At 61.0% G+C, this 24800-nt stretch carries 21 protein-coding genes and 2 riboswitches; of the genes, 11 read left to right on the forward strand and 10 right to left on the reverse strand.

The window, feature by feature from the left end; translation table 11 throughout:
* Positions 1-227: 227 nt before the first annotated feature.
* Genes QRN38_RS26730 through cobW form a run of 4 tightly spaced genes read right to left on the reverse strand, consistent with a single transcriptional unit; the run spans position 228 to position 6753 of the window.
* Positions 228-839: a vWA domain-containing protein gene (locus tag QRN38_RS26730; RefSeq protein WP_007245851.1), complete on the reverse strand. Its 612-nt coding sequence runs from the start codon at positions 837-839 to the stop codon at positions 228-230.
* A 53-nt stretch (positions 840-892) separates the two neighbouring features.
* On the reverse strand, positions 893-1900 hold the full coding sequence (locus QRN38_RS26735; RefSeq protein ID WP_046463319.1) for a magnesium chelatase ATPase subunit I: 1008 nt from the start codon (positions 1898-1900) through the stop codon (positions 893-895).
* Between the two features lie 20 nt (positions 1901-1920).
* Positions 1921-5685 (reverse strand): cobaltochelatase subunit CobN, encoded by a 3765-nt coding sequence (gene cobN / locus QRN38_RS26740; protein ID WP_057417461.1) that lies wholly within the window; start codon positions 5683-5685, stop codon positions 1921-1923.
* A gap of 3 nt (positions 5686-5688) precedes the next feature.
* A complete protein-coding gene (gene cobW, locus QRN38_RS26745) occupies positions 5689-6753 on the reverse strand; it encodes a cobalamin biosynthesis protein CobW (protein ID WP_057417480.1) in 1065 nt (354 codons plus the stop codon).
* 114 nt (positions 6754-6867) lie between these two features.
* Positions 6868-7091: riboswitch (cobalamin riboswitch) on the reverse strand.
* Positions 7092-7149: 58 nt separating this feature from the next.
* Positions 7150-7363: riboswitch (cobalamin riboswitch) on the forward strand.
* 96 nt (positions 7364-7459) lie between these two features.
* On the opposite strand from cobW, the gene QRN38_RS26750 reads away from it, so the two are divergent.
* Genes QRN38_RS26750 through cobM form a run of 4 tightly spaced genes read left to right on the forward strand, consistent with a single transcriptional unit; the run spans position 7460 to position 9612 of the window.
* Positions 7460-7645, forward strand: a complete 186-nt coding sequence (locus QRN38_RS26750) for a CbtB domain-containing protein (protein ID WP_005766274.1) — start codon at positions 7460-7462, stop codon at positions 7643-7645.
* A gap of 20 nt (positions 7646-7665) precedes the next feature.
* Complete coding sequence (locus QRN38_RS26755) at positions 7666-8388, forward strand: CbtA family protein (protein ID WP_057417462.1); 723 nt, start codon at positions 7666-7668, stop codon at positions 8386-8388.
* Positions 8381-8830 carry a cobalamin biosynthesis protein gene (locus QRN38_RS26760; RefSeq protein WP_054090441.1) on the forward strand — a complete coding sequence of 150 codons (450 nt, stop codon included), beginning with the start codon at positions 8381-8383 and terminating at the stop codon, positions 8828-8830. The genes QRN38_RS26755 and QRN38_RS26760 overlap by 8 nt, the downstream gene beginning before the upstream one ends.
* Before the next feature lie 32 nt (positions 8831-8862).
* Complete coding sequence (gene cobM, locus QRN38_RS26765; protein ID WP_044389939.1) at positions 8863-9612, forward strand: precorrin-4 C(11)-methyltransferase; 750 nt, start codon at positions 8863-8865, stop codon at positions 9610-9612.
* 169 nt (positions 9613-9781) lie between these two features.
* Here cobM and QRN38_RS26770 read toward each other — a convergent pair whose 3' ends face one another.
* Positions 9782-13264 (reverse strand): indolepyruvate ferredoxin oxidoreductase family protein, encoded by a 3483-nt coding sequence (locus tag QRN38_RS26770; protein WP_057417463.1) that lies wholly within the window; start codon positions 13262-13264, stop codon positions 9782-9784.
* Positions 13265-13449: 185 nt separating this feature from the next.
* Here QRN38_RS26770 and QRN38_RS26775 point away from each other — a divergent pair, with 185 nt between their 5' ends.
* The 3 genes from QRN38_RS26775 (at position 13450) to QRN38_RS26785 (ending at position 16219) form a co-directional block, all read left to right on the forward strand.
* Complete coding sequence (locus QRN38_RS26775; RefSeq protein WP_003380560.1) at positions 13450-13917, forward strand: Lrp/AsnC family transcriptional regulator; 468 nt, start codon at positions 13450-13452, stop codon at positions 13915-13917.
* A 510-nt stretch (positions 13918-14427) separates the two neighbouring features.
* A complete protein-coding gene (locus QRN38_RS26780; RefSeq protein ID WP_057417464.1) occupies positions 14428-14961 on the forward strand; it encodes a sigma factor-like helix-turn-helix DNA-binding protein in 534 nt (177 codons plus the stop codon).
* 121 nt (positions 14962-15082) lie between these two features.
* A complete protein-coding gene (locus QRN38_RS26785) occupies positions 15083-16219 on the forward strand; it encodes a M14 family metallopeptidase (RefSeq protein WP_057417465.1) in 1137 nt (378 codons plus the stop codon).
* Positions 16220-16252: 33 nt separating this feature from the next.
* Here QRN38_RS26785 and QRN38_RS26790 read toward each other — a convergent pair whose 3' ends face one another.
* Complete coding sequence (locus tag QRN38_RS26790) at positions 16253-17497, reverse strand: MFS transporter (protein ID WP_057417466.1); 1245 nt, start codon at positions 17495-17497, stop codon at positions 16253-16255.
* Positions 17498-17603: 106 nt separating this feature from the next.
* Here QRN38_RS26790 and QRN38_RS26795 point away from each other — a divergent pair, with 106 nt between their 5' ends.
* Positions 17604-18149, forward strand: coding sequence for a TetR/AcrR family transcriptional regulator (locus QRN38_RS26795; RefSeq protein ID WP_005766294.1), 546 nt, complete (start codon positions 17604-17606; stop codon positions 18147-18149).
* Between the two features lie 76 nt (positions 18150-18225).
* The gene (locus QRN38_RS26800) at positions 18226-19530 is read left to right on the forward strand and encodes a leucine-rich repeat-containing protein kinase family protein (RefSeq protein WP_010213743.1); all 1305 of its coding nucleotides are present in this window, start codon (positions 18226-18228) and stop codon (positions 19528-19530) included.
* 18 nt (positions 19531-19548) lie between these two features.
* Here the strand turns inward: QRN38_RS26800 and QRN38_RS26805 are convergent, their stop codons facing one another.
* The 3 genes from QRN38_RS26805 to QRN38_RS26815 all read right to left on the reverse strand — a co-directional run bounded on the left by QRN38_RS26805 (position 19549) and on the right by QRN38_RS26815 (position 22519).
* Positions 19549-20253 carry a YebC/PmpR family DNA-binding transcriptional regulator gene (locus QRN38_RS26805; RefSeq protein WP_005766298.1) on the reverse strand — a complete coding sequence of 235 codons (705 nt, stop codon included), beginning with the start codon at positions 20251-20253 and terminating at the stop codon, positions 19549-19551.
* A gap of 201 nt (positions 20254-20454) precedes the next feature.
* On the reverse strand, positions 20455-21228 hold the full coding sequence (locus tag QRN38_RS26810; protein ID WP_007245862.1) for an enoyl-CoA hydratase: 774 nt from the start codon (positions 21226-21228) through the stop codon (positions 20455-20457).
* Positions 21229-21310: 82 nt separating this feature from the next.
* On the reverse strand, positions 21311-22519 hold the full coding sequence (locus QRN38_RS26815) for an acetyl-CoA C-acyltransferase (protein WP_057417467.1): 1209 nt from the start codon (positions 22517-22519) through the stop codon (positions 21311-21313).
* A 175-nt stretch (positions 22520-22694) separates the two neighbouring features.
* On the opposite strand from QRN38_RS26815, the gene QRN38_RS26820 reads away from it, so the two are divergent.
* On the forward strand, positions 22695-23174 hold the full coding sequence (locus QRN38_RS26820) for an LEA/WHy family protein (RefSeq protein ID WP_005766304.1): 480 nt from the start codon (positions 22695-22697) through the stop codon (positions 23172-23174).
* Between the two features lie 148 nt (positions 23175-23322).
* On the forward strand, positions 23323-24222 hold the full coding sequence (locus QRN38_RS26825) for a glycoside hydrolase family protein (RefSeq protein ID WP_057417468.1): 900 nt from the start codon (positions 23323-23325) through the stop codon (positions 24220-24222).
* Between the two features lie 25 nt (positions 24223-24247).
* Here QRN38_RS26825 and QRN38_RS26830 read toward each other — a convergent pair whose 3' ends face one another.
* Entirely contained in the window at positions 24248-24604 is a 357-nt protein-coding gene (locus QRN38_RS26830) for a hypothetical protein (protein WP_005766308.1), read from the reverse strand.
* Positions 24605-24800: the final 196 nt, after the last annotated feature.

Raw genomic sequence — 24800 nt, forward strand, 5'->3', positions numbered from 1 at the left:
TCCTGCCTCGCATCCCCCGGATCAGCGCCAGGACTCAGCCGTCACTTACGTCGCACTCTGCGTCGTCAGTGCAATCGCGGTAAAAAAGCGCTTTTGTTTATAGGCAGTGACTGCGGGCCAGGCATGACGTTGTGCTGCGCTGCGGCAAAGATACGACTATCGTGCGCCGTGCGGCATAGTGTCACGGGTGAATGCCAACACATGGCCACGACAGTGAAAAACCCCCTTCAAACCAGCTTCAGCTCATCAATATGCCGGTAATCAGCACCCAGGCTTGCAGCCAGCTCCCGAGCCCTTCCCAGGCGGATCGGGCCTTTTTCGATGTCAATCAGCAGGCTTGCGCAGTTGAAGGCAGGCAGCGTTGGCAGTTGTTTGATTCTGCCGTCAGTCATGACCAGCACTCGCTGCTGTTCGGCGGGATGGCGTTTTTGGCGTTGTTCCAGCCAGGTCATGGCTTGTTGCAGGGCCGCCGACAATGGCGTGCCGCCGCCCGCACCCAATGCGTCCAGCCATGGGTTCAAGGCCGACGAGGCCTTGAGGCCCTGATGTTGCCAGCGTGGTGTGCTGCCGCTGGCAGTGAGCAATGCCAGACGGGCGCGGCGTCGATAGGCGTCATCGAATACCTGTGACAACAGGCCTTTGGCCTGACTCAAGGCCTGATGGCGACGCGTCGAGGCCGAGGCATCGACCACCACCAGCAACAATTCACTCGGACGACTGCTGCGCGGTTGGTGAACCAGATCCTTGCGGCTCTTCGGACGACCGCGCAGCAGTGTCGGCAGCCATTGCACCGGTCCATCAACGCCCGCACGGACGGCACCCTGCCTGCCGCTGGCCAATCGACCGGGACGGGGAATGGCATCCGCCCCCTGTTTGGCGCGAGGGCGGATGCCTAGGGCTTTTTTGGCCAGCTCGGCACTTCGCGGCGCGATCCGGTAACCACCGCCTGTGCGGGTAACTCGCCCCAATTGCCCTGCCCGCTCTCGGGCTTGTCTGGCTTGGGAGACGTTTCAGGCGGCTCAGCTTGCTGATTCTGCGGCGGCGGAGCCGGGTCGCGGCGCCTGTGGCGTAGGGCAAATTCAGCAACGGCTTCGATGTCCTGCTCGTCGATCTGGCCAACACTACGCCAGGCGGCATGAGCGCGTGCAGCCCTTAGCCAGACCAGGTCTGCACGCATGCCATCAACCCCGGCTGCAAAGCAGCGCTCGGTAATCACCGCCAACGAATGATCATCCAGCTCAATGCTCGGCAGTAGCAGACGCGCCTGCTCGCAACGCTGCTTCAAGGCGTCCTGCTGCGCCTGCCAGTGCTGACAGAAACTCAGGGGATCAGCATCAAAATCCAGACGTCGGCGGATGATCTGGCTGCGTTCGACGGGCAGTGTCTGGCCGCTCAATGCCACGTTCAGGCCAAAACGGTCCAGCAATTGAGGGCGCAACTCGCCCTCTTCCGGGTTCATGGTGCCAATCAGCACGAAACGCGCCGCGTGTCGATGGGAAATACCGTCGCGCTCGACCAGATTGACGCCACTGGCGGCAACGTCCAGCAGCAGGTCAACCAGATGATCGGCGAGCAGGTTGACTTCATCGACGTACAGCACCCCGCCGTCAGCTTTGGCCAGTACACCCGGAGAAAAACGTGCGCGGCCCTCGGCTAGAGCGGCATCAAGGTCCAGGGTGCCGACCAGACGCTCTTCGGTCGCGCCCAACGGCAAGGTGACGAACTGACCGCTGGCCAACAGATCAGCCAGACCGCGCGCCAGGGTCGACTTGGCCATGCCACGCGGGCCTTCGATCAATACTCCGCCAATACGCGGGTCGATGGCGGTCAGGCACAGCGCCAGTTTCAGGTCGTCGGCCCCGACCACGGCGGCCAAGGGGAAATGCGCAGTGTCGCTCAGGCTTGAATCAGGCAAGGTCATCAACTCTCTTCTATGTCCAACAGCAGGTCTTCCAGCGCTTGCTGATACTCGCCGGGCTCCTGCCAGAGGCCGCGCTGCTGGGCTTCGAGCATGCGCTCGGTCATGTCGCGCAGGGCATCGGGGTTGTGTTGTGCGATGAAATCGCGGGTCGCCGGGTCGAGTAGATAGGCATCGGCGAGCAATGCATATTGATGATCGTCGATCAGCTCGGTGGTGGCGTCGAAGGCGAACAGAAAGTCCACGGTCGCGGCCATCTCGAACGCGCCTTTGTAGCCATGACGCTTGACCCCCTCGATCCATTTCGGATTTGCCGCACGCGAGCGTATCACCCGGTTCAGCTCCTCTTTGAGGGTGCGGATTTTCGGCAGGTCCGGCTGGCTGTGATCGCCATGGTAGCTGGCGGTCTTCTGCCCACTAAGGCTTTCGGACGCTGCGAGCATGCCACCCTGAAACTGGTAATAATCGTTTGAATCGAGCAGGTCGTGTTCGCGATTGTCCTGATTCTGCAACACCGCCTGCACCTGGGACAGGCGCTGGGCGAAACGCTGCCGGGCCGGGGTGCCTTCATCAGCAGCGCCGTAGGCATAACCTCCCCAGTTCAGATAGACCTCGGCAAGGTCCTCGCGGCTTTGCCACAGGCGACCGTCAATTGCGCCTTGAACGCCCGCGCCATAGGCACCGGGTTTGGCGCCGAAAATCCTCCAGCCCGCCTGCCGTGCCGCTTCGTCTTCGCTCAACCCTTCGGCTACAAAGCCCTGGCGCTCTTCGCGCACTCTGGCCGCCAGCGGGTTCATGTCGTCCGGTTCATCCAGCGCCGCGACGGCCTGCACGGCGGCATCGAACAGCTTGATGAGGTTGGCGAAGGCGTCACGGAAGAAACCGGAAACCCGCAAGGTAACGTCCACCCGAGGGCGGTCCAGCAGGCTGATCGGCAGGATCTCGAAGTCATCGACCCGCTGACTGCCGGTCGCCCAGACCGGACGGACGCCCATCAGTGCCATCGCTTGGGCAATGTCGTCACCGCCAGTGCGCATCGTTGCCGTGCCCCAGACTGACAAACCCAGCTGGCGCAGGTGATCGCCGTGATCCTGGAGGTGGCGCTCCAGCAACAGGTTTGCCGACTGAAAACCAATGCGCCACGCCGTGGTAGTCGGCAGATTGCGTACATCCACGCTGAAGAAATTACGCCCGGTCGGCAGCACGTCCAGTCGCCCGCGGCTGGGTGCGCCGCTGGGGCCTGCCGGTACGAAGCGGCCGCTCAGCGCATCAAGCATGCCCTGCATTTCGCCGGGGCCGCAGGCGTCCAGCCGTGGCGCGACCACCTCGCGCAGGTTGTCAAGAATCAGCGCCAAGTCATCGTGTACTGGTACGTCGTACAGCTCTTCACCCGCCATCACACGCTCGATCAGCGCCGCAGCATAAAGCTCAAGCCGTTCGCGGGCATCCCCGGCAGTGCGCCAAGGGTCTGTGCTGACCGCGAGCAGCGTGGCAGGACGTTCGCCGGCCCAAGGCTCGGCCAGCTCGCAGTCGAGCGGATCAAAGCCCAGTGCAAAGGCCTTGCTCAGCGCCCGCAACAGACTCGATTGCGCCCCGCGCCCGTCGCCACGCGGGATGCGCAGCAGGGCCAGCAGTGTGTCGGTGCGCAGGCGACCTTCCGGTGACTGGCCGAAAATGTGCAGGCCGTCGCGAATCTGCGATTCCTTCAAGTCACACAGATAAGTGTCCAGACGCGGCAGCCAGACCGCTGCGTCGGCGTCGCTGTCGGTAGCGTCGTCCAGCGCCAGCTCACGATCGATACGAGTTTCACGGACCAGTTCGAGAATGTCCCGTTGCAGCTCGCGGGCCCGGCGCGGATCGAGCAGTTGCGCTTCATAGAACTCGTCGGCGAGCAGCTCCAGATTGCGCAGCGGGCCGTAGGTTTCAGCACGGGTCAGCGGCGGCATCAGGTGATCGATGATCACCGCCTGCGTGCGGCGTTTGGCCTGAGCGCCCTCGCCCGGGTCATTGACGATGAACGGATAGATATTGGGCATGGCGCCCAGCACGGCATCCGGCCAGCAGGTTTGCGACAGCCCGACGCCTTTGCCTGGCAGCCATTCCAGATTGCCGTGCTTGCCGACATGCACTACCGCATGCGCGCCATAGGCCTTGCGCAGCCAGAAGTAGAACGCCAGATAGCCGTGCGGCGGCACCAGGTCCGGGTCGTGATAGACCGCACTGGGGTCCACCTGATAGCCACGCGCCGGTTGAATGCCGACGAAGGTCAGACCAAAGCGCAGGCCGGCGATCATCATTCGGCCGCTGCGGAACATGGGATCGGCATGCGGCGCGCCCCAACGGGCAGTCACTGCGTCGCGATTTTCGGCCGGCAGCTCGTTGAACGCCGACAGGTATTCATCCAGCGCCATGCTTTGCTGGCAAGGTCGCAGGTCAATGCTGTCCAGGTCGTTGGTAACGCCACCCAACAGTTGCTGGATCAGTTCGGTGCCGGTGTCCGGTAACTGCGCCAGGGGATAGCCCCCGGCCTGCATGGCACGCAGAATGTTCAGCGTCGCAGCGGGTGTGTCCAGGCCCACGCCGTTGCCGATTCGCCCGTCGCGGGTCGGGTAGTTGGCGAGGATAAGTGCTACACGTTTGTCGGCATTGGGCAGGCGCGCCAGTTCGATCCAGCGGCGCGCCAGTTGCGCGACAAAATCCATGCGCTCGGGGTGCGCGCGATGGCAAACCACGTCCGACTGGCTGCGTTCACTGCGCCAGGCCAAGTCCTTGAAGCTGATCGGCCGACTGATGATCCGCCCGTCCAGCTCAGGCAAGGCAATGTGCATAGCCAGGTCGCGGGCACCCAGGCCCTGCTCGCTGGCCTGCCAGGCTGGCTGGTTGTCCTGCGCGCAGATCGCCTGAATCACCGGCACGTTGCGCCGGAACGGGCGCAGGTGAGGCGCTTCCGGGCTCGATTGGGCAAAGCCGGTGGTGTTGAGAATCAGCTCGACGTCAGCTTCATCCAGCCAGTTTTCGACCTGAACGAAGCAGCCCGGCTCTTTGAGGCTGGCCACGGCGATAGGCAACGGATTGATGCCCTGCGCCTGCAGGCGCTCGCAGAATTCATCGATGAAGCCGGTGTTGGCCGCCTGCAGGTGCGAGCGATAGAACAAAAGTGCCACCACCGGCTGCCCGGCCGTCCATTCGGCCTGCCAATCGACAAGCTGGGCACTGGCAAGGCGCGGGTGATAAACAGCCGTACGCGGCAGCGGTTGCGGTTCAGTCCACGGGTAATCGCGGCCCAGCCATTGGCTGGCCATGCAGTGAAACAAATCCAGTGCATTCTGCATGCCGCCCTGACGCAAGAACTGCCAGAGCTGGTCGCGCTGCGCAGCAGGCACAGTGCTCAGGTCGCTCAGCTCGGGATCGGGACGGTCATCACCCGGCACCAGAATGACCTGCACGCCACGCGCTGCCAGCTCCATGAGCCGCTCGACGCCGTAACGCCAGTAGCCGATGCCGCCGTGCAGGGAAATCAGAATGACTTTGGCGTGGCGCAGCACCTCATCGACGTACAGGTCGACCGAGGCGTGATTCTGCACTTGCATCGGGTTGGCCAGACGCAGGCTGGGGTAGTCTTCGGGCAATTGCCGGGCGGCTTCGGCCAGCAGCGCCAGGCTGGAGTCGCCGCTGCAGAGAATCACCAGCTCGGCCGGGGTTTGCCCCATGTCGGCGATGCTGTCATCCGGGACGAAACCGCCGGGCTGGGTTCTCAGTAAATGCATGGGTCAGCCAGCAATCGCAGCGTTGAGCTGAGCGTGCAGCGCAACGGCGTCCAGTTCCTGGCCGATCAGCACCAGATGCGTGGCGCGCTCTTCGTCGGCACGCCAGGCGCGGTCGAAGTGCTTGTCGAAACGCGTGCCAACACCCTGGATCAGCAGGCGCATCGGTTTGCCTGGAATTGCCGCAAAACCTTTTACACGCAGAATGCCGTGTTGCACGACCAGTTGATTCAGCGCATCGAGCAGCACTTTCTCGTCAGCCTGGGGCAATATCAGGGAAATTGAGTCGAACGCGTCGTGATCGTGGTCATCATGATCGTCATCGTCGTGATGATCGTGGTGGGTCTTGCGCGCGTCGATGTGCAGTTCAGACTCGGCACCCACGCCCAGCAGAACACTGATCGGCAGGCGACCACTGCTGGCTTCAACCACCTTGACCGCAGGCGGCAGCTCTTCGGCGACTTCAGCGCGCACGGCGGCCAGCCCTTCGGCGTCGATCATGTCGGCCTTGTTGAGGATCACCAGATCGGCGCTGGCCAGTTGGTCGGCGAACAGCTCGTGCAGCGGCGATTCGTGGTCCAGGTTGGGGTCCAGTTTGCGCTGTGCATCGACCTGATCCGGAAAGGCTGCAAATGTACCGGCCAACACGGCCGGGCTGTCGACCACGGTGATCACGGCGTCAACCGTGCAGGCGTTGCGGATTTCCGGCCACTGGAAGGCTTGCACCAGCGGCTTGGGCAGGGCAAGCCCCGAGGTTTCGATCAGGATGTGGTCCAGATCACCACGCCGGGCCACCAGTTCGCGCATGACCGGGAAGAACTCTTCCTGCACCGTGCAGCACAGGCAGCCATTGGCCAACTCGTAGACGCGGCCGTTGGCTTCTTCTTCCGTGCAGCCGATGGTGCATTGCTTGAGGATTTCACCGTCGATGCCCAGCTCGCCAAACTCGTTGACGATCACCGCGATGCGTCGCCCTTCGGCGTTGTCGAGCATGTGCCGCAACAGCGTGGTCTTGCCCGAGCCGAGGAAGCCGGTAACGATGGTGACGGGAAGCTTGGCCAGTGTTTTCATCAGGTGCCCTTTGGCAATGCGGCGGGCAAACAGGACGAGAACCACGTGCACTGCACACGGATCGGATCGCCACCGGATCACCCCGCCCGGTTGTAGTGAGAATTCGCAGGCTTTTTGTCAGCCCGGTTCGAGGCAGGTCTCCTGGCTCACGGCAGCGTGTGGCGGGCGTTGAACACCTTGCCGACACACATTCATAGCGCCTTCCCGCCGCAGCAGTGGCTGTGCAATGAACATGACCGTTTACAGTTGCGGGGGCAGCTGCGGCATGTACCGCATTCCCGTCTTAGCTTCATGTCGTAACGCTTTACACATGAAGAACCTCGAACCGGCAAGGCTACGCAGTGACCGCAGGCAGGTCAATCGTTCAGATTGACGATGCCCCGCTGCCCATGCTCTCCTGTGCACCTTGTTTCGGGTGCCCCTCACGGGGTGAAACGGGAAACCGGTGCGCTCAACCTGTTGAGCAAGTCCGGTGCTGCCCCCGCAACGGTAAGCGAGAGAAGGTCTGATCCACTGTGCTCTGGCATGGGAAGGTGACCTTGAAGGTCTGAACGCACACGTGTTCAAGCCCCTCGCGAGCCCGGAGACCGGCCCGACATTTTTCCAATGACACACCCGCGGTGGGCGGGCGCAGTTGAAACCTCTGGCGTTCGTCAGCGGGTTCGCGCGCGCATGGCCCACTTGCCAACACTCAAGAGGGAACGCCATGTCCACCATCAGCAGCAGCCAGACGGCCGCTACCAGCTCAACCCAGACCCAGCGCCTGACCGCCGCCATCAGCGCTGCACTGCTGGGCGCGTGCCTTGTGTACTTCGCCGGGTTCTCGCACATTGCCGCTGTGCACAATGCGGCACACGACACCCGTCACAGCGCTGCCTTTCCTTGCCATTGAGCGTCATTGAGGACAACACAATGTTCAAGCGAATCGCACAGACCGCAGGGTTTACCGGGCTGTTGGCCGCCCTGCTGCTGACCTTGCTGCAAAGCTTCTGGGTCGTCCCGCTGATCCAGCAGGCAGAAACCTACGAGAAAGCACCTGCCGAACACGTTCACGAGCATGCCGACGGTGCCGTGGCTGAACACAGCCACGCGCATGACGAAGCAGCGTGGGAGCCGGAAGACGGCTGGCAGCGCGTGCTGTCCACCACCGGTGGCAACCTGGTGGTCGCCGTCGGTTTTGCCCTGATGCTGGCCGGGCTTTACACCCTGCGCGCACCGGGCCGCACGGCACAGGGCGCGTGGTGGGGGCTGGCCGGTTTTGCCGTGTTCGTGCTGGCGCCGACCCTGGGGCTGCCGCCTGAGCTGCCGGGCACCGCTGCCGCAGAACTGAGCCAGCGCCAGCTTTGGTGGATCGGTACCGCAGCGTCCACCGCTGCCGGGCTGGCCTTGCTGGTGTTTGGTCAGAACTGGCTGCTCAAAGTGCTGGGCGCGGCGATTCTGGTGGTGCCGCATGTGATCGGCGCACCGCAACCGCTGATTCATGAAAGCCTTGCGCCTGAAGCGCTGGAGTCGCAGTTCAGGGTCGCTTCGCTGCTGACCAACGCGCTGTTCTGGGTTGCACTGGGCCTGATCAGCGCCTGGCTGTTTCGCAGAAGCAATGTTCACACAGATAATGCCCACGCAAACCATGCCTGACCGCATCAGGCCTGAGCACTCGACCCTCCGCCCCGGCACGCCTCTGGTAGTCGGGCTGGGCTGTCGACGCGGTTGTTCGGCGGCCGCGTTGCGCGAGCTGATCGAGAACAGGCTTCGAGCGCTGGAGCTGGACCTGGGAAGCATCACCGCGCTGGCCTCAATCGATCTGAAAGACAAGGAACCGGGCCTGCTTGCACTGGCGGCGCAACTGGCTGTGCCGCTGGTATTTTTCAACGCCGCGCAACTGGTGGCCTGGGAGCTGCACCTGACCCACCGCTCCGCGCAAGTCTTTCAGACCACAGGCTGTCACGGTGTCGCCGAAGGATCGGCACTGGCCCTCGCCGCGCAGCTGGGCGACGGTACGGCGCGGCTGCTGATAGAGCGGCAAAAAACCACTCAAATGACATTTGCCTTGGCGTCCAGCCCGGCTGTGGGCGGATAATCGCGCCGCGCTCATTGACCCCGGAGTTTCCATTGACTGTCTATTTCATCGGCGCAGGCCCTGGCGATCCCGAGTTGATCACCGTCAAGGGGCAGCGCCTGATCCGCACCTGTCCGGTCATTATCTATGCAGGTTCGCTGGTGCCGCTCGCCGTGCTGGAAGGCCACCAGGCGGTGCAGGTGACCAACAGCGCGGAACTGCATCTGGAGCAAATAATTGATTTGATCAAGACCGCTCATGCGCAAGGCCAGGATGTTGCTCGTGTACATTCCGGCGACCCGAGCCTGTACGGTGCCATTGGCGAGCAGATCCGCCATTTGCGTGAACTGAATATCCCCTTTGAAATCATTCCGGGAGTAACTGCGACGGCCGCCTGCGCTGCGTTACTGGGCGTGGAGCTGACGCTGCCGGATATTTCGCAAAGCGTGATTCTGACCCGCTACGCCGACAAGACCTCAATGCCGAGCGGCGAAGAACTCGCCAGCCTGGCAAGCCACCGGGCGACCATGGCGATTCATCTGGGCGTGAATAACCTGCACAGAATCGTCGAAGAGCTGACCCCGCATTATGGCACCGACTGCCCGATTGCCGTGGTACACCGCGCCAGTTGGCCGGATCAGGACTGGGCAATAGGTACGCTGGCAGACATAGAGGAAAAAGTGCGAGCCAAAGGCTTTCGCCGCACCGCACTGATCCTCGTCGGCCGCGTACTGGCCGCCGACACATTTGGCGAATCCTCGCTGTACCGGGCCGGGCATGCGCACCTGTTCAGGCCCAAGTAACGCTCGTTCGCAGGCTCGCCGTTTGTGTGAGTGGCCGGGGCGGCCGATCCGCGTTACTCACGAAGGGGCCGGTGCAGCCTCTGAGATCTACTGATCACCGATCGTCAGCCTTCGCGAGCAAGCGAAGCGTCGCCCGGCTCGCGCTCAGGCACTCACATCGCTTACCTGATCAAGCAGCCACCTCATACAACTTCGGCGCTAGCACCTCGCCGCTCTCCAGGCTTTTGCGCAGGATCTCGGCCTGCAATGCAGCAGCCTTCATGGCGGCTTCTTTGATGTGACCATAACCGCGAATCTTTTCCGGCAGGCGTGCCAGGCTCAGCGCCGTATGGCGGCTCTGCGTCTGGAGATGCTGCAGGATAACTTCGACATCGCCAACATAACGATCAATCAGCGCCCTCTCCTGCTTGCGCTCCAGGCTGCGACCGAACGGGTCGAACGCTGTGCCACGGAGGAATTTGAATGTCGCCAGCACATCGAACGCGCGCAGCATCCACGGCCCGAAACTGCGTTTGCGCGGTTGACCGTTGTGCGGGTCACGCTTGGCCAGCCAGGACGGTGCCAGGTGAAACTCCAGTCGATAATCACCCTCGAACTGCGCCTCCAGCTGGCGGGTGAAGTCGCCGTTGCTGTACAGCCGCGCCACCTCGTATTCGTCCTTGTAAGCCAGTAGCTTGAAGTAGTTGAAGGCCACAGCTTCGGTCAGCGTCGGCTGCTGACCGGGAAACACTCGTGATTCCGCCTCCTGTACCCGTTGTACCAGCCCCAGATAACGCTCGGCGTACGCGCTGTTCTGGTACTGCGTCAAGGCGGCAACGTTGCTTTGAATGCGTTGATCGAGATCCATCTGCTGCGGCTCGCTGACCTGCGGTTGCGGGTTGACGAACGCCTCGACGGCGGCAGGGTCATGCGCCGTGCGACGCCCCCAGAGAAACGCCTGCTGATTGAGGTTGACTGCCACGCCATTGAGCTCGATCGCCTTTTCGATGGCCGCCGAAGTCAGGGGAATCAGGCCCAGTTGAAACGCATAACCGAGCATGAACAGGTTGCTGGCAATGCTGTCGCCCATCAAACGGGTTGCCAACGAAGTGGCTTCGACAAAATGAGTCTTATCGGCACCGACGGCATCAATAATAGTCTGCTTCATCGCCTCGGCCGGGAAAACGGCATCCGGGTTGCGTGTGAATTCAGCGGTTGGCGTTTGCTGACTGTTGATCACCGCATGGGAAATTTTGCTGTCGAGCTTGGCGATTGCATCGGGGCCTGCGGCAACCAGCAGATCGCAACCCAGCAACAGGTGCGCCTCACCGGAGGCAATGCGCACCGCGAACAGGTCTTCCTGACGCGCAGCAATGCGGATATGGCTGACCACCGGACCGAACTTTTGCGCCAGCCCGGCCTGGTCCAGCACGCTGCAGCCCTTGCCTTCCAGATTAGCGGCATAACCGAGCATCGCCCCGACCGTGGTCACGCCAGTCCCGCCGACGCCGGGCAGCAGAATGTTGAACGGCCGCTCCAGCGATGGCAGCACAGGCTCCGGCAGACGCGCGAATGCCTCGACCTGTTTGGGCACCACAGGCTTACGCAATTTGCCGCCATGCACGGTGACGAAACTCGGGCAGAAACCCTCGATGCAGCTGAAATCCTTGTTGCAGGCACTCTGGTCAATTTCCCGCTTGCGGCCCTGAGCGGTTTCCTTGGGCAGCACCGACAAACAACCGGATTTGACCCCGCAATCACCACAGCCTTCGCACACGGCCGGGTTGATCAACGCGCGTTTTTCCAGATCGGGCAGGGTGCCGCGTTTGCGCCGGCGACGCTTTTCAGTCGCGCAGGTCTGGTCGTAGATGATCACCGAAACCCCTTTGAACTCACGCAGTTCGCGTTGCACGCTGTCCAGGTCGCGTCGGTGATGAAAGGTGGTAATTGAAGCGAAATCTTTCCGGCTCGGGTATTTGTCCGGCTCGTCGGAGACCAGTGCAATACGCTGTACGCCCTCGTTGAACACCTGGCGGCTCAACTGATCGACGCGCAGCACGCCGTCTATAGGCTGACCGCCCGTCATGGCCACCGCATCGTTGTAGAGAATCTTGTAAGTAATGTTGACCTTGGAGGCCACCGCCGCACGCAACGCCAGGTGCCCGGAGTGAAAATAGGTGCCGTCGCCGAGGTTTTGGAACACGTGGGGGGTTTCAGTGAAGGGCGCCTGGCCGATCCAGGTCACGCCCTCGCCGCCCATCTGCGTGAAGGTCTCGGTTTCGCGGTCCATCCAGATGGTCATGTAGTGGCAGCCGATCCCGGCCAGGGCACGACTGCCCTCCGGCACTCGGGTCGAGGTGTTGTGCGGGCAGCCGGAGCAAAAATGCGGGGTGCGCAAGGTATTGAACAGCGGCGCCTGAAGCGCCCTTTCCTTGTCGCTGAGAAATTGCAGGCGTGCTTCGATCTGCGGGCTGCTGTAGAACGGCGCCAGACGTTTGGCGATGACCCTGGCGATCATTGCCGGCGTCAGCTCGCTGAGGTTCGGCAACAGCGAACGGCCTTGCTCATCGAACTCGCCGACCACCACCGGACGACGATCCACCGGCCAGTTATAAAGCTGGCCGGTCAGTTGGTCTTCGATGACGCTGCGTTTTTCCTCGACCACCAGAATCTCATCCAGCCCCTCGGCAAAGTCATGCACCGACACGGGTTCAAGTGGCCAGCTCATGCCGACCTTGAGCACACGAATGCCCACCTTGTCGCACAGCTCCTGATCGATACCCAGCTCTTCCAGCGCCTGACGCACGTCGAGATAAGATTTGCCGGTGGTGATGATGCCCAGCCGCGGTTGCGCAGAATCGATGACCACCTTATTGAGCTGATTGGCGCGGGCGAAAGCTCTTGCGGCATAAATCTTGTACGTATTGAGCCGCGCTTCCTGGGCCAGCGGTGGGTCAGGCCAGCGGATATGCAGGCCGCCTTCTGGCAGCACGAAGTCTTCCGGGATGTGCGTCTTGATGCGCAGCGGATCGACTTCGACGACAGCAGACGAATCGACGTTTTCGGCAATGGTTTTCATCGCCACCCAGCACCCGCTGTAGCGCGACAGCTCCCAGCCGATAATGCCGTAGTCGAGAATTTCCTGAACGTTGCTCGGGTTGAGCACAGGGATCATCGACGCGATGAACGCGTGTTCGCTCTGGTGGGCGATGGTCGAGGATTTGCAGCCATGGTCATCGCCCGCAAGAATCAACACGCCGCCTTTGGGCGCGACCCCGGCCGAGTTGCCGTGTTTGAACACATCACCGCAGCGATCCACCCCCGGACCTTTGCCATACCACAGCGCAAACACGCCGTCGTACTTGCCGTGGGGAAAGAGATTGACCTGCTGGCTGCCCCAAACGGCCGTGGCCGCCAGTTCTTCGTTGATACCCGGCTGGAAATGGATGGCGTTCTGTTGCAAGTAGTCCTTGGCATCCCAGAGGCTTTTATCCAGATTGCCCAGCGGCGAGCCGCGATAGCCGGAAATGAAGCCCGCCGTGTTCAGGCCCTGCGCTTCATCGCGCTGCTTTTGCAGCATCGGCAGGCGGGTAAGCGCCTGGGTGCCGGTCAGGTACAGATTGCCGGTGGCAAGCCGGTATTTATCATCCAGACGAATATCAGCCAGGGACATGCGCGCACCTCTCTCGTTCTTGTCTTGTTCTTATTAGGCGTCAGGCCTTTGCGCCGGGACGGTCCAGCCCGGCAGCCTTGGCACTAGACTGCCTGTAGCAACGCGGCTTTTTCTTTCTAAATGCGTGCAAATCTGCTGATATTGAGCATGATTTTTTCGGCCATAACAAAAAACAAGGTCAATTCATGCAGCTTAAATTGAGCCCCATCGATCGCAGGATTCTTCGCCTGCTGCAACATGACGCCAGCCTCTCGGCGGCAGAAATCGCCGAACGTGTAGAGCTGTCGCAATCACCCTGCTGGAGGCGTATTCATCGGCTGCAGGAAGACGGCGTGATCGAGCGCACGGTCGCCCTGCTCAGCACGCAAAAACTCGGCCTGAGCATGACCGTCTTCGTCGAGGTCAAGCTGTCGGGGCATGGCCGGCGTTATCTGGCCGAATTCGAAGAGGCGATCATAGGCCACCCCGAGGTGCTGGAGTGCTACACGATGGCGGGCGGGATGGACTTCATGCTCAAGGTGGTGGCTCAGGACATCGCCAGCTATGAGCGCTTTCTGCGCGACCACCTGCTGCAATTGCCCCACGTGCACGAGGCGCATTCGAATATCGCCATGAGCACGGTGAAACGCACCACAGAGCTGCCGCTGGATTAGGCTGCGTCAGAAACGGGGAATGTTGCCGGGAGGGGGAACAATCCGCCAGACGAGCGCTGGCGGATTATTTATTTCGATGAGGGCAATAAAAACATTTGATTTTCAAATGATAATGATTATTATTGCGTCAGCGGTTCGCGAGAACCGCTGGATAACCTGGAAGTCTTAGGTCGGCTTCCGGATTATCTCCTCATCAGGCTAATCACGGTTTTTGACCCGGATTTTTTCCGGGTCTTTTTTTGGTTCGTTCTTTTGGTTTCCGCTACTTCAGGCTAATGAAGTGTGGGTGCTGCACATACGTGTGTTCAGCGATGGCGCGGATCATAGCAAAACAACCTTGATCAAGGTCATGTTTTCCGGCTGAAACCGGCTGGAATCAGCACATAAAACGTAAATGCTGCAATTTTTCACTTGAGAATGATTCTCGTATTCAATAGTCTATTCTCATCACGGATTACCTCTGTCAGCTCAAGGAAGAATCCCCCATGGAAGATCAGCGAGCGATACGCCATGAGTAATCAGCTCTCGTCCTTACTGCACCTGCCCGCCCGACTGCCTGATGCGCAGCCGACGCCTGAGTCGATCGAACTTGGCCAGCAACTGGGCAAACTGTCGCGCCGGACCCGGCAGATATTCCTGCTGAGCCGACTCGACGGCCTGCCGTACGCCGATATCGCGCGCTTCATGGACGTAGACGTCACTCGGGTAGAACGCGCCATGCTCAGGGCATTGGGCAAAACCCATCGCCAAACCACCGACGACGCCCGTGCCATTCAGGATCAGGCCAACCGCTGGTACGTGCACCTGCAAAGCCCCACTGCCACGGCCAGCGAGCGGATCGAGTTTCGTCACTGGCTCGATGCCGATGCAGCACACCTCTCGGCGTTTCAGAACAGCGAGCGCGTCTGGCGTCTGTTACAGGCACCTGCCGCACTGCTTGGCGCCAGCGGCTGGCATCGGCGCAAGCGCAGGGTTTATCTGGCCTGGTGCCTGCTCACGGCATTCATCTGCAGCCTGATGGTCACGGCCGAAGTCATCTCCTGAAAAGCGGATGAGCGTCGCAATGACGTTAACGTCGCGGCACATGAATTTTACGTCGCAGAGCCTGATGTCGATCGGTGTACAGTAGCGGCCTGACCAGGCATTTACAGACGCAGGCACCCTCTTGACTCTCACGATCAGCTCGGACTTCGACAGCGGCAATATTCAGGTGCTGGACAGCAGCGACCCGGCCCATATCAAGCTGGCAATCAGGCCCGACACGCAAAGCGCGCACTTTCAATGGTTTCATTTCAAGGTCGACGGCCTCAACGTGGGTCAAACCTATGGCTTGAGCCTGAGCAACGCCAGCGAGTCCACCTTCAACAGTGCCTGGAGCGGCTACAACGCCGTGGCCTCTTATGATCACAAACACTGGTTTCGCGTGCCGTCGGGTTTCGACGGCAAGGCGCTGAATTTCAGCCTTGTGGCCGATCAAGCGCAGGTCTGGTTTGCCTATTTCGAACCCTACAGCCGCGAGCGTCATGACAGGCTGATTGAGCAGGCGCAGGCAAACGCCGGCATGCAGCTGCTGGCGACCGGCAAAAGCATCGAAGGCCGCGACGTTCAGTTGCTGCGCAAAGGCGATGGCAGCGAAGGCAAGCGCAAGATCTGGTTCATCGCCCAGCAACATCCCGGCGAGCACATGGCAGAATGGTTCATGGAAGGCGTGATCGAGCGCCTGCAGCAAAAAGACGACACTGCGCTGCAGCAATTGCTGGCCAGTGCCGACCTCTATCTGGTGCCCAACATGAACCCGGACGGCGCATTCCACGGTCATTTGCGCACCAACGCAGCCGGCAAGGACCTCAACCGCGCCTGGCAGGACAGCACCGAAGCGCAGAGCCCGGAAGTCCTGTTCGTCAGGCAGCAGATGGAAAAATATGGCGTTGACATGTTTCTCGACGTCCACGGCGATGAAGAAATACCTCACGTATTCACCGCCGCCTGTGAAGGCAATCCGGGCTACACCGCACATCAGCGGCAGCTCGAAGAGCGCTTTCGCAGCCGTCTGAGCGAAGTCACTGTCGATTTCCAGACGGTTTACGGATACCCGCGCAGCGCGCCCGGCCAGGCCAACATGAACCTGGCGGCCAACGCCATCGGCGAACGCTACAAATGCCTGGCGCTGACCCTGGAGATGCCGTTCAAGGATCACGACAACGCACCAGACCCGCTCACCGGCTGGTCAGGCAAGCGCTCTGCGCAACTGGCCAAGGATGTGCTGAGCGTGCTGGCGCAGATGGTTGAAGAACTGCGCTGATCCACAGTGTCTCAAGCCGCCCGAAGCGCCCACTTACCTGGCTGGGGGAAGGTGGGCATTCTTTTTTCCGCCCGCTGCACGACGTACGATCAACCCCGCCAGCGCGATCAACGCCAGGGTGATCACCACCGCGCCGTAGACATTACTGGTCATCACCAGCCCCACCGAATGAGCAAAGTACCCGGCGATCAGTGCGGGTATGCAAAACGCCAGGTAACTGAGCACCAGAAACGCCGACATCAGCCCTGCCCGCTCATGGGCATGTGCCAGCGGCATGAGCATACGCAATGCACCGAGAAAGCTTGAGCCAAAGCCGATCCCCGCCACCACGGCACCGACGAAAAACAGCCACAGCGCCCCCAGATTGACCGCCAGCAGAATCACCGCCACACCAAGCGGCAGAAAGCTCGCGCCCACCCACAGCCCCAGCACCGGCTCACGTTGACGCAGGGTGAGAATCGCCAGCGCGCCGCTGAGTGTCAGCGCCGCAACAGCCAGCCCGCCATTGAGCGGCGAGGTCGAACCGGTCGCCGCTGCCAGCAGGGATGGGCTCAAGGACAGAAAGAAGCCGCCGAGCGCCCATGCCGCAATGTCCACCGGCAGCACCAGCCACAACATACGCCGCGCCTGTTGCGGCACGTGCAGCGACGGCTTGAGGGATTGCCAGACGCCCGGCTGGCGGCTGACGGTTTCTGCGACCCACCCGAGATAAATCGCCTGAATGACGAAAGCGGCCAGCAGAAAACAGTAAGCGAGCATCAAGGGCAGCGGCGCCCATTGCACCAGTAAAGCAGTCCCGAGTGCGCCGACCGCCATGCCGAGCATGGGCGAAATACTGTTGATCAACGGGCCTTTGGCTTGATCGCTGTCCAGCAACGCAGCCCCCAAAGCACTGGCCGCAAGACCCGTCGCAACCCCCTGTAGCAGGCGCGCCGCCACCAGCCAGGTCACGTCGCGGGCGAAAATGAACAGCAGCATCGAGACGATTTGCAACAGCAGTGCGCCGAAAATCACCGGGCGTCGCCCCAGGTAATCAGACAGCGAGCCGCCCATCAGCAAGGCAGCCAGCAAACTGAACGCATACACTGCAAAAATCAGGGTGAGCACGCTGGCAGAAAACCCCCACGCCTCCTGGTACAGGTGATAAAGCGGTGTGGGCGTACTGGACGCAGCAAAAAAGCACAGCGTGGTGAAAGCCAGAAACCCGAGATGGCTTCGCGCCGTCACTGTTTCATGTTCCGGGCCGCATGAAGCCTGATGGGATAACGAACGGGACATGAAGGCACTCTCCGTTGATGCAACCTGCTAAAGCCATAAATTAGCTTTTGCGGAGTGTGCGACTGCACCCAGCTTAAAGCAAATACTTTGTGTTAAGGTCCGCCGCATGGCTATCAAAGAAGCAGTACGCACCGGAGGCCGCAGCGCCCGGGTGCAGGAATCCATTCACCGCGCCGTTCGGGACTTACTCGAAGCGCATGATCGCGCGGCGCTCAGCGTGCCCATGATTGCGGCTCAGGCCGGCGTCACGCCGTCAACCATCTACCGCCGCTGGGGCGATTTGACCACGTTGCTGGCCGACGCCGCCATCGAGCGCCTGCGTCCCGATACGCCGATTGATCAAGGCAGCCTGCGTCAGGACCTGTTGAGCTGGAGCGAGATGTATCTGGACGAAATGTCCTCGGCACCAGGTCGGGCGCTGATGCGCGATGTGGCCGCCAGCACCTCGGGCTGTGTGGGCAAGTGCGCGGCAATGGTCCGTGAGCAATTGCAGATCATGATTGACCGCGCCACAGAGCGTGGCGAAGCCTCACCGACTGCGGACGATCTGATCGACGCCATCGTTGCACCGATGATCTACCGGATTCTGTATTCCGAAGCCGCGCCGACACTGGAACGTGTACACCAATGGGTAAACCGCTGCCTGGGCTGAAGCCACATGGCAGCAGCCAATGCCTGAAACTCCCGTTATGATGCGCGCCTTGTCCGATCAACGACCGAATCTATTCATGCATACCCTCGCAGACCTACGCGCCGGCAAGCTGGCAGGCATCAAACGGCTCGACCTCTCGTGTGGTCTGAGCGAATTCCCGGCCGAGATATTCGAGCTGGCGGACACCCTGGAGGTGCTGAACCTCAGCGGCAATTCACTGACGTCCCTGCCCGACGACTTGTGTCGCCTGACGCATCTGCGCGTGTTGTTTGCGTCGGACAACCCGTTCACCCATTTGCCCGAAAGCATCGGCCGGTGTCAGCAGTTGCGCATTGTCGGCTTCAAGGCCAATCGCATCGAACAGGTCAGCGCCGCAGCGTTGCCGCCACGCCTGCGCTGGCTGATCCTCACCGACAACCGAATCGAGTACCTGCCCGATGAACTGGGCCGCCGTCCTGACCTGCAAAAGCTGATGCTGGCCGGCAACCGGTTGCGCAGCCTGCCCTCCACCCTCGCTGATTGCCACAGGCTCGAGCTGCTGCGCATCGCTGCCAACCGCTTGACCGAACTGCCAGCATGGCTGCTGAGCCTGCCCGCCCTGGCCTGGCTCGCGTATGCCGATAACCCGCTGTGCGCCGAGCACCTGGCCGAGCCGATCCGCCCGATTGCGTGGCAACAATTGCGCATCGGGCAGCGCTTGGGCGAAGGCGCGTCCGGGGTCATTCAACAGGCGGTCTGGCGCAACGAAGACGACGAACGAACGGTAGCGGTCAAGCTATACAAGGGCAGCGTCACCAGCGACGGCTCGCCGCTCAATGAAATGGCCGCCTGCATCGCGGCAGGGCGTCACCAGCACCTGATCGAGGTGATTGGACAGATCACCGGGCATCCCGCTCAGCAAAACGGTCTGGTCATGGAGCTGATCGCACCCGACTTCACCAACCTTGCCGGCGCGCCCAGCCTGGAGTCCTGCAGCCGCGACGTCTATGCCAGCGATGCGCGCTTTTCGCTGCCGGTGTTATTGCGCCTGGCCACCGGTATTGCTGCGGTTACCGCGCACCTGCACGCCAATGGCATCACCCACGGCGATTTGTATGGCCACAACATTCTCTGGCAAGCCGATGGCGACTGCCTGCTGAGTGACTTCGGCGCGGCGTCATTTCACCCGTCGGCAGGCGCAGGCCAGGCGCTGGAGCGCATCGAAGCACGGGCTTTCGGTATTTTGCTCGGGGAGTTGCTGGAGCGTTGCGATGCAGCGCCGCAAGATCAGGACGTCATCGACGGCCTGCAAGCGCTGCAGACACTTTGCGTGCAGCCGGACAGCCAGCAACGGCCGTCACTGGCAGAGGTGCATCTGCACCTGCAGGCATGGAGCGCATGACGCGCTCCATAGCGTGAGTCAGCCCGCCAGACCGACGTACACGTTCTGTACGTCGTCATGGTTGTCGATGGCTTCAAGAAACGCTTCGACTTCGGCCATTTGCTCATCGCTCAGGCCATCCACGGTGCTTTTCGGGCGATAGCCCAATTGCGCGGACTGGACGGCGAAGCCGAATTGCGGGAGCGCCTTGCAGACGGCGTCCATGTCGGTAGGCTCGGTCAGGAACAGCGTCGCGCCCTCTTCACCCGGCTCACAGTCCTGAGCACCGGCCTCGATAGCGGCTTCATCGGCATCAGCGTCCGGCGCCGTGGGCACCGCTTCGATCATGCCCTGATACAGAAAATCCCAGGAAACCGAACCCGCAGCGCCCAACTGGCCTTTGCGAAACAACACGCGAATTTCCGAGACTGTGCGGTTGATGTTGTCGGTCAGGCACTCGACGATCACCGGCACGCGGTGCGGTGCAAAACCTTCGTAGGTCAGGCGCTCGAAGTTGACGCTCTCACCCAGCAAACCCGCGCCCTTCTTGATGGCACGCTCCAGAGTTTCGCGTGGCATCGAAGCCTTTTTGGCCTGCTCTACCACCAGGCGCAGACGCGAGTTCATGTCCGGGTCTGCACCTGCGCGGGCCGCGATCATGATCTCCTTGGACAGCTTGCCAAACGTGCGTCCCTTGGCATTCGCTGCCGCTTCTTTATGCTTGACCTTCCACTGTGCGCCCATGTCTGCTCTCTTGATTCGATAGGCACCTCGCCGCCTGCGCCTGCAAGACTGGCAGAGCGCGGCGCTGGCAAGGCGCTGAAAAAGGATTGCCGGCAAATACCCGGTCCGGCGCGGCGCATTTTATACGCGATCACGGCAGATGAAACCCCCGACGGGCACATTGCACAAACCAGCCTGTAGGGATGACCCTGTAGCGCTGACCTAACAGTCCTTGAAATCCGGCTGGCGCTTGTCGATAAACGCTTGCATGCCTTCTTTCTGGTCGTGACTGGCGAAGGCCGCATGGAACACCCGGCGCTCGAAGCGGATACCTTCGGCCAGACTCACCTCAAAGGCGCGGTTGACGCTCTCCTTGACCATCATCGCCACAGGCAGCGATTTCGCAGCGATGGTGGCGGCCACCGCCAGTGCTTCGGGCAGTAGCTGATCAAGCGGCAAGACGCGAGACACCAGACCGGCACGCTCGGCTTCATGCGCGTCGATCAGGCGGCCAGTCAGGCACATTTCCATCGCCTTGGCCTTGCCGACCGCGCGGGTCAGACGTTGCGTCCCGCCCATGCCCGGTAACACGCCGAGGTTGATCTCCGGTTGACCAAACCTGGCGTTTTCGGCAGCCAGAATGAAGTCACACATCAGTGCCAATTCACAGCCACCGCCCAGCGCGAAACCGGCCACGGCCGCGACCATCGGTTTACGCCGCGCGGCCACGCGGTCACTTTCACGAAACAGGTCATCGAGGTAGATCTGCGGGTAAGAGAGCTCGACCATTTCCTTGATGTCAGCCCCCGCAGCGAAGGCTTTTTGCGTGCCGGTCAGCACGATACAGCCAATGGCGCTGTCCGCCTCGAACTGGTCAAGCGCGTGGTTCAACTCGTCGATCAGACGGACATTCAGTGCGTTCAGGGCCTTGGGACGGTTCAAAGTAACCAGCCCGACGCTGCCTACAATCTCACTGAGGATTGTCTCGTAATCCATTGATAAATATCCATTTAATGAAAGCATGCGATAAACGCAGATTAAATATAATCAGCTTTAATTATTATCTATAAGCTATTGATTAATAAACCAATTCAATAGCAACGGCGGTCCCTTCACCACCACCGATGCAGATTGCTGCCAACCCACGCTTGAGCTGCCTGCGCCGCAAGGCTGCCAGCAACGTGACAATGATCCGCGCGCCCGAAGCCCCTATCGGGTGACCCAGTGCACAGGCGCCGCCATTGACGTTGACCTTCTCATGCGGGATACCCAGCTCGCTCATTGCCACCATTGGCACGACTGCGAATGCCTCGTTGATCTCGAACAGATCGACGTCATCCAGTGCCCAGCCTGTCTTGCCCAGCAGGCGCTGAATGGCCCCGATGGGCGCTGTCGGAAACAACCCGGGCTGGTCAGCGAACGCTGCGTGGGCGTGGAATATAGCCAACGGCTGCAAGCCTCGGCGCTGCGCTTGTGACTGACGCATCAACATCAGCGCCGCTGCGCCATCGGAGATGGAGCTGGAGTTGGCTGCCGTGACCGTACCGCCGTCGCGAAACGCCGGTTTGAGTGTCGGGATCTTGTCTGGACGCGCCTTGGGCGGCTGCTCGTCATGGGTGATGTGCCTGGATTCCTTGCCCACCGTGACCTGCACCGGAACAATCTCGGCATCGAAGTGCCCGTCGGTGATAGCCTGCTGCGCGCGGGCCAGTGATGCCAGAGCGAACGCGTCCTGCGCTTCGCGGCTCAAAGCATGGCGCTGAGCACAGTCTTCGGCGAAGGTGCCCATCAGTCGGCCTGGCTCATAGGCATCCTCAAGGCCGTCGAGAAACATGTGGTCCAGCACCTTGCCGTGCCCCATGCGATAACCGCTGCGCGCGCGGTCGAGCAGATAAGGCGCATTGGACATGCTCTCCATGCCCCCGGCCACCACCACAGTGGCAGCGTCGGCCATCAGCAGATCATGGGCCATAATGGCGGTCTGCATCCCCGAGCCGCACATCTTGTTGACCGTGCTGCACAACGTGCCGGTGCTCAACCCTGCACCCAAGGCCGCTTGCCGGGCAGGCGCCTGGCCACAACCCGCCGGCAGCACGCAACCAAACAGCACGTGCTCTACGTCACCCGGGGCAATGGCGGCGCGTTCGACGGCGGCACGGATGGCAATCGACCCCAGCCGGGTCGCGCCAAGGCTCTGCAAGTCGCCCTGAAAACCACCCATGGGCGTGCGCGCTGCGCTGACAATGACCACAGGGTCGTGATGAGGGATTGTCCTCTCGATGGACATGGCTATCTCCAGTCTTGTTTTTATTTGATCGTTTGAATCATCAACCTGCGGCGGCAAGGACGCAATGGTTGCAGCAAGCAGATTAGCGGTTATCTGCATATCGCGCGCAACGTTACGAATCTCTCACCGGCAGCGAGGTCTGACTGTTATTGCACCTTGACGCTGGAGCCCACGAATGTCGCTACGCCCTTTTCGCGCCTTGCTCGCCGGCCTTCTCGTTCTGAGCCTGAGCGCCTGCGCGCTGATCCCTCATCGAGATCCACTGACCATCAATGTCGTCGGTATCGAACCTATTCCCGGACAAGGGCTGGAACTGCGCATGGCGGTCACGCTGCGGGTACAGAACCCGAACGAAACCGAGATCAACTACAACGGCGTAGCGCTGGACCTGGACGTCAATGGCAAATTACTTGCCTCAGGCGTGAGTAACCAGAAGGGCACCGTAGGACGCTTCTCCGAGGCAGTGCTGGTGGTGCCGGTCAGCGTGTCGGCATTTGCCGCCTTGCGCCAGGCACTGGGGCTGACGCAAAGCCAGCGCCTCGATAACCTGCCCTACACGCTGCGCGGCAAGCTGGCCGCAGGCCTGTTCGGCACACTGCGTTTCAGCGACAGCGGCACACTGGACCTGCGCCAGGCAGAGGGTGACCCGTTCTGACTGCCTGCAAGCGGTGAATAGCAGAACCGCAGGGCGAGCAGGGTCATAAACAAGTACCGTCATTAACAGGTCCGAGAACGCTGGCATGCTTGCTGCTTGGTTCCGGCAACCTGTGTTTTCGCCCCTCATGCTCAAGGAAGACCTGCCAATGATGCTGTGCAAGCTGTCAGCAAATCGCCGCGCCCTGCCTCTTTCCCCTCTCCTGTCTCTCATAACGCTGCTCGCGCTGCTGCTTGGCGTGGCGATTTCACCCGCATGGGGCGCCGATAAAAGCGCCAAGCGCGGCATCGCTTATGACATCGCCCAGCCTGCCGACTTGAGCGCGTTATCGGCAGGTGTGAGCTGGTGGTACAACTGGAGCCCGAAACCGCATGACCGCCTGGCGTCCTACGATTACGCCTCGATGTATGGCGTGGACTTCATTCCGATGGTCTGGAACGACAACGTCGATGACGGCCAGTTGAAACTCTATCTGCAGGCACACCCAGCCATTCGCTACCTGCTGGTCATCAACGAACCCAACCTGCTGGACCAGGCCAACATGACGCCCGAGGCCGCTGCGCGCTTCTGGCCAAGGCTGGAACAGATCGCGACGCAGACCGGGGTGAAGCTGGTAGGCCCGGCCATGAACTGGGGAACCATGTCGGGTTACGGCGACCCGGTGGTGTGGCTTGACGCCTTTTATGCCGCGTATCGATCGATGAATCAGAATCGCGACCCGCGCATCGACTACCTGGCTTTTCATTGGTACGACTATGGTCTGGCGGGGATGCTCGACAGGCTGTCACGCTACGGAAAACCCGTTTGGGTCACAGAATTCGCCAATTGGCATGGCCTGGACGACGGCATGCAGATTGATTCGGTAGAAAAGCAAAAGCAGCAAATGGCCAATATGGTTGCCACACTCGAAGGGCGCGCAGACGTGTTCAGGTATGCCTGGTTTACCGGGCGCATGACTCAGGACCCTCATTTCTCCAGCCTGTTGAGCAACGAGGGCACACTCACCGAGCTGGGTCAGTACTACCTTTCGTTGCCGTACAGCCAGTGAAGTTCGCGCCTGAAGATGACGCAGGTCAGCGAGTGACGCCGGCACCTGCGTCCATCAAGGACGCTGCGCCGATCTCGGTCAGGCCGCTGATCAGATGCTGGGTGTAGGGGAATGATCGATCGGGTTCGAGGGTTTTGACAGAGGTCAGCAACCCCTCCCTGACCAGCGTGTCGACCGTTGTTACGCAAACACCGATGGCAGGGACGCTGGGTTGCGACCGCACCAGCTCCCTGTAGATCTGACCGAACGTCAGCTTTCGACGCTGACCACCGCACAGTCGCTTGACGGCACCCAGGACCACACGTTCGATCCGGTTATATTCGTTGCTCACCACACCCGCCTTGAAATAGCGTAACTGACCGTCAATAAAACTGATGCTCACTATAAAACAGCAAACCGCCCTCTCTTTGAAAAATCAATAGTAAACCCATTGATTTCCATGCCGCACTTTACCTATATAAAAACTGGACACAGCCGCTATCCGCACTTCAATAATCGAGCGTTTATTATTATTGAAAGACAATCAAAAATTGCCATTTCAGTCAGGATGCAAAGCTTACCAGACCACTAAACCTAAC

Source organism: Pseudomonas sp. CFBP2511 (assembly GCF_030209255.1).
Taxonomy (GTDB): Bacteria; Pseudomonadota; Gammaproteobacteria; order Pseudomonadales; family Pseudomonadaceae; genus Aquipseudomonas; species Aquipseudomonas avellanae.

What these genes read in the sequence shown, in the direction of transcription:
- cobN (WP_057417461.1), bottom strand. Translation starts at nt 5,685, where the DNA reads ATGCATTTACTGAGAACCCAGCCCGGCGGTTTCGTCCCGGATGACAGC.
- cobW (WP_057417480.1), bottom strand. Translation starts at nt 6,753, where the DNA reads ATGAAAACACTGGCCAAGCTTCCCGTCACCATCGTTACCGGCTTCCTC.
- QRN38_RS26750 (WP_005766274.1), top strand. Translation starts at nt 7,460, where the DNA reads ATGTCCACCATCAGCAGCAGCCAGACGGCCGCTACCAGCTCAACCCAG.
- QRN38_RS26755 (WP_057417462.1), top strand. Translation starts at nt 7,666, where the DNA reads ATGTTCAAGCGAATCGCACAGACCGCAGGGTTTACCGGGCTGTTGGCC.
- QRN38_RS26760 (WP_054090441.1), top strand. Translation starts at nt 8,381, where the DNA reads ATGCCTGACCGCATCAGGCCTGAGCACTCGACCCTCCGCCCCGGCACG.
- QRN38_RS26770 (WP_057417463.1), bottom strand. Translation starts at nt 13,264, where the DNA reads ATGTCCCTGGCTGATATTCGTCTGGATGATAAATACCGGCTTGCCACC.
- QRN38_RS26775 (WP_003380560.1), top strand. Translation starts at nt 13,450, where the DNA reads ATGCAGCTTAAATTGAGCCCCATCGATCGCAGGATTCTTCGCCTGCTG.
- QRN38_RS26780 (WP_057417464.1), top strand. Translation starts at nt 14,428, where the DNA reads ATGAGTAATCAGCTCTCGTCCTTACTGCACCTGCCCGCCCGACTGCCT.
- QRN38_RS26790 (WP_057417466.1), bottom strand. Translation starts at nt 17,497, where the DNA reads ATGTCCCGTTCGTTATCCCATCAGGCTTCATGCGGCCCGGAACATGAA.
- QRN38_RS26795 (WP_005766294.1), top strand. Translation starts at nt 17,604, where the DNA reads ATGGCTATCAAAGAAGCAGTACGCACCGGAGGCCGCAGCGCCCGGGTG.
- QRN38_RS26800 (WP_010213743.1), top strand. Translation starts at nt 18,226, where the DNA reads ATGCATACCCTCGCAGACCTACGCGCCGGCAAGCTGGCAGGCATCAAA.
- QRN38_RS26805 (WP_005766298.1), bottom strand. Translation starts at nt 20,253, where the DNA reads ATGGGCGCACAGTGGAAGGTCAAGCATAAAGAAGCGGCAGCGAATGCC.
- QRN38_RS26810 (WP_007245862.1), bottom strand. Translation starts at nt 21,228, where the DNA reads ATGGATTACGAGACAATCCTCAGTGAGATTGTAGGCAGCGTCGGGCTG.
- QRN38_RS26815 (WP_057417467.1), bottom strand. Translation starts at nt 22,519, where the DNA reads ATGTCCATCGAGAGGACAATCCCTCATCACGACCCTGTGGTCATTGTC.
- QRN38_RS26820 (WP_005766304.1), top strand. Translation starts at nt 22,695, where the DNA reads ATGTCGCTACGCCCTTTTCGCGCCTTGCTCGCCGGCCTTCTCGTTCTG.
- QRN38_RS26825 (WP_057417468.1), top strand. Translation starts at nt 23,323, where the DNA reads ATGATGCTGTGCAAGCTGTCAGCAAATCGCCGCGCCCTGCCTCTTTCC.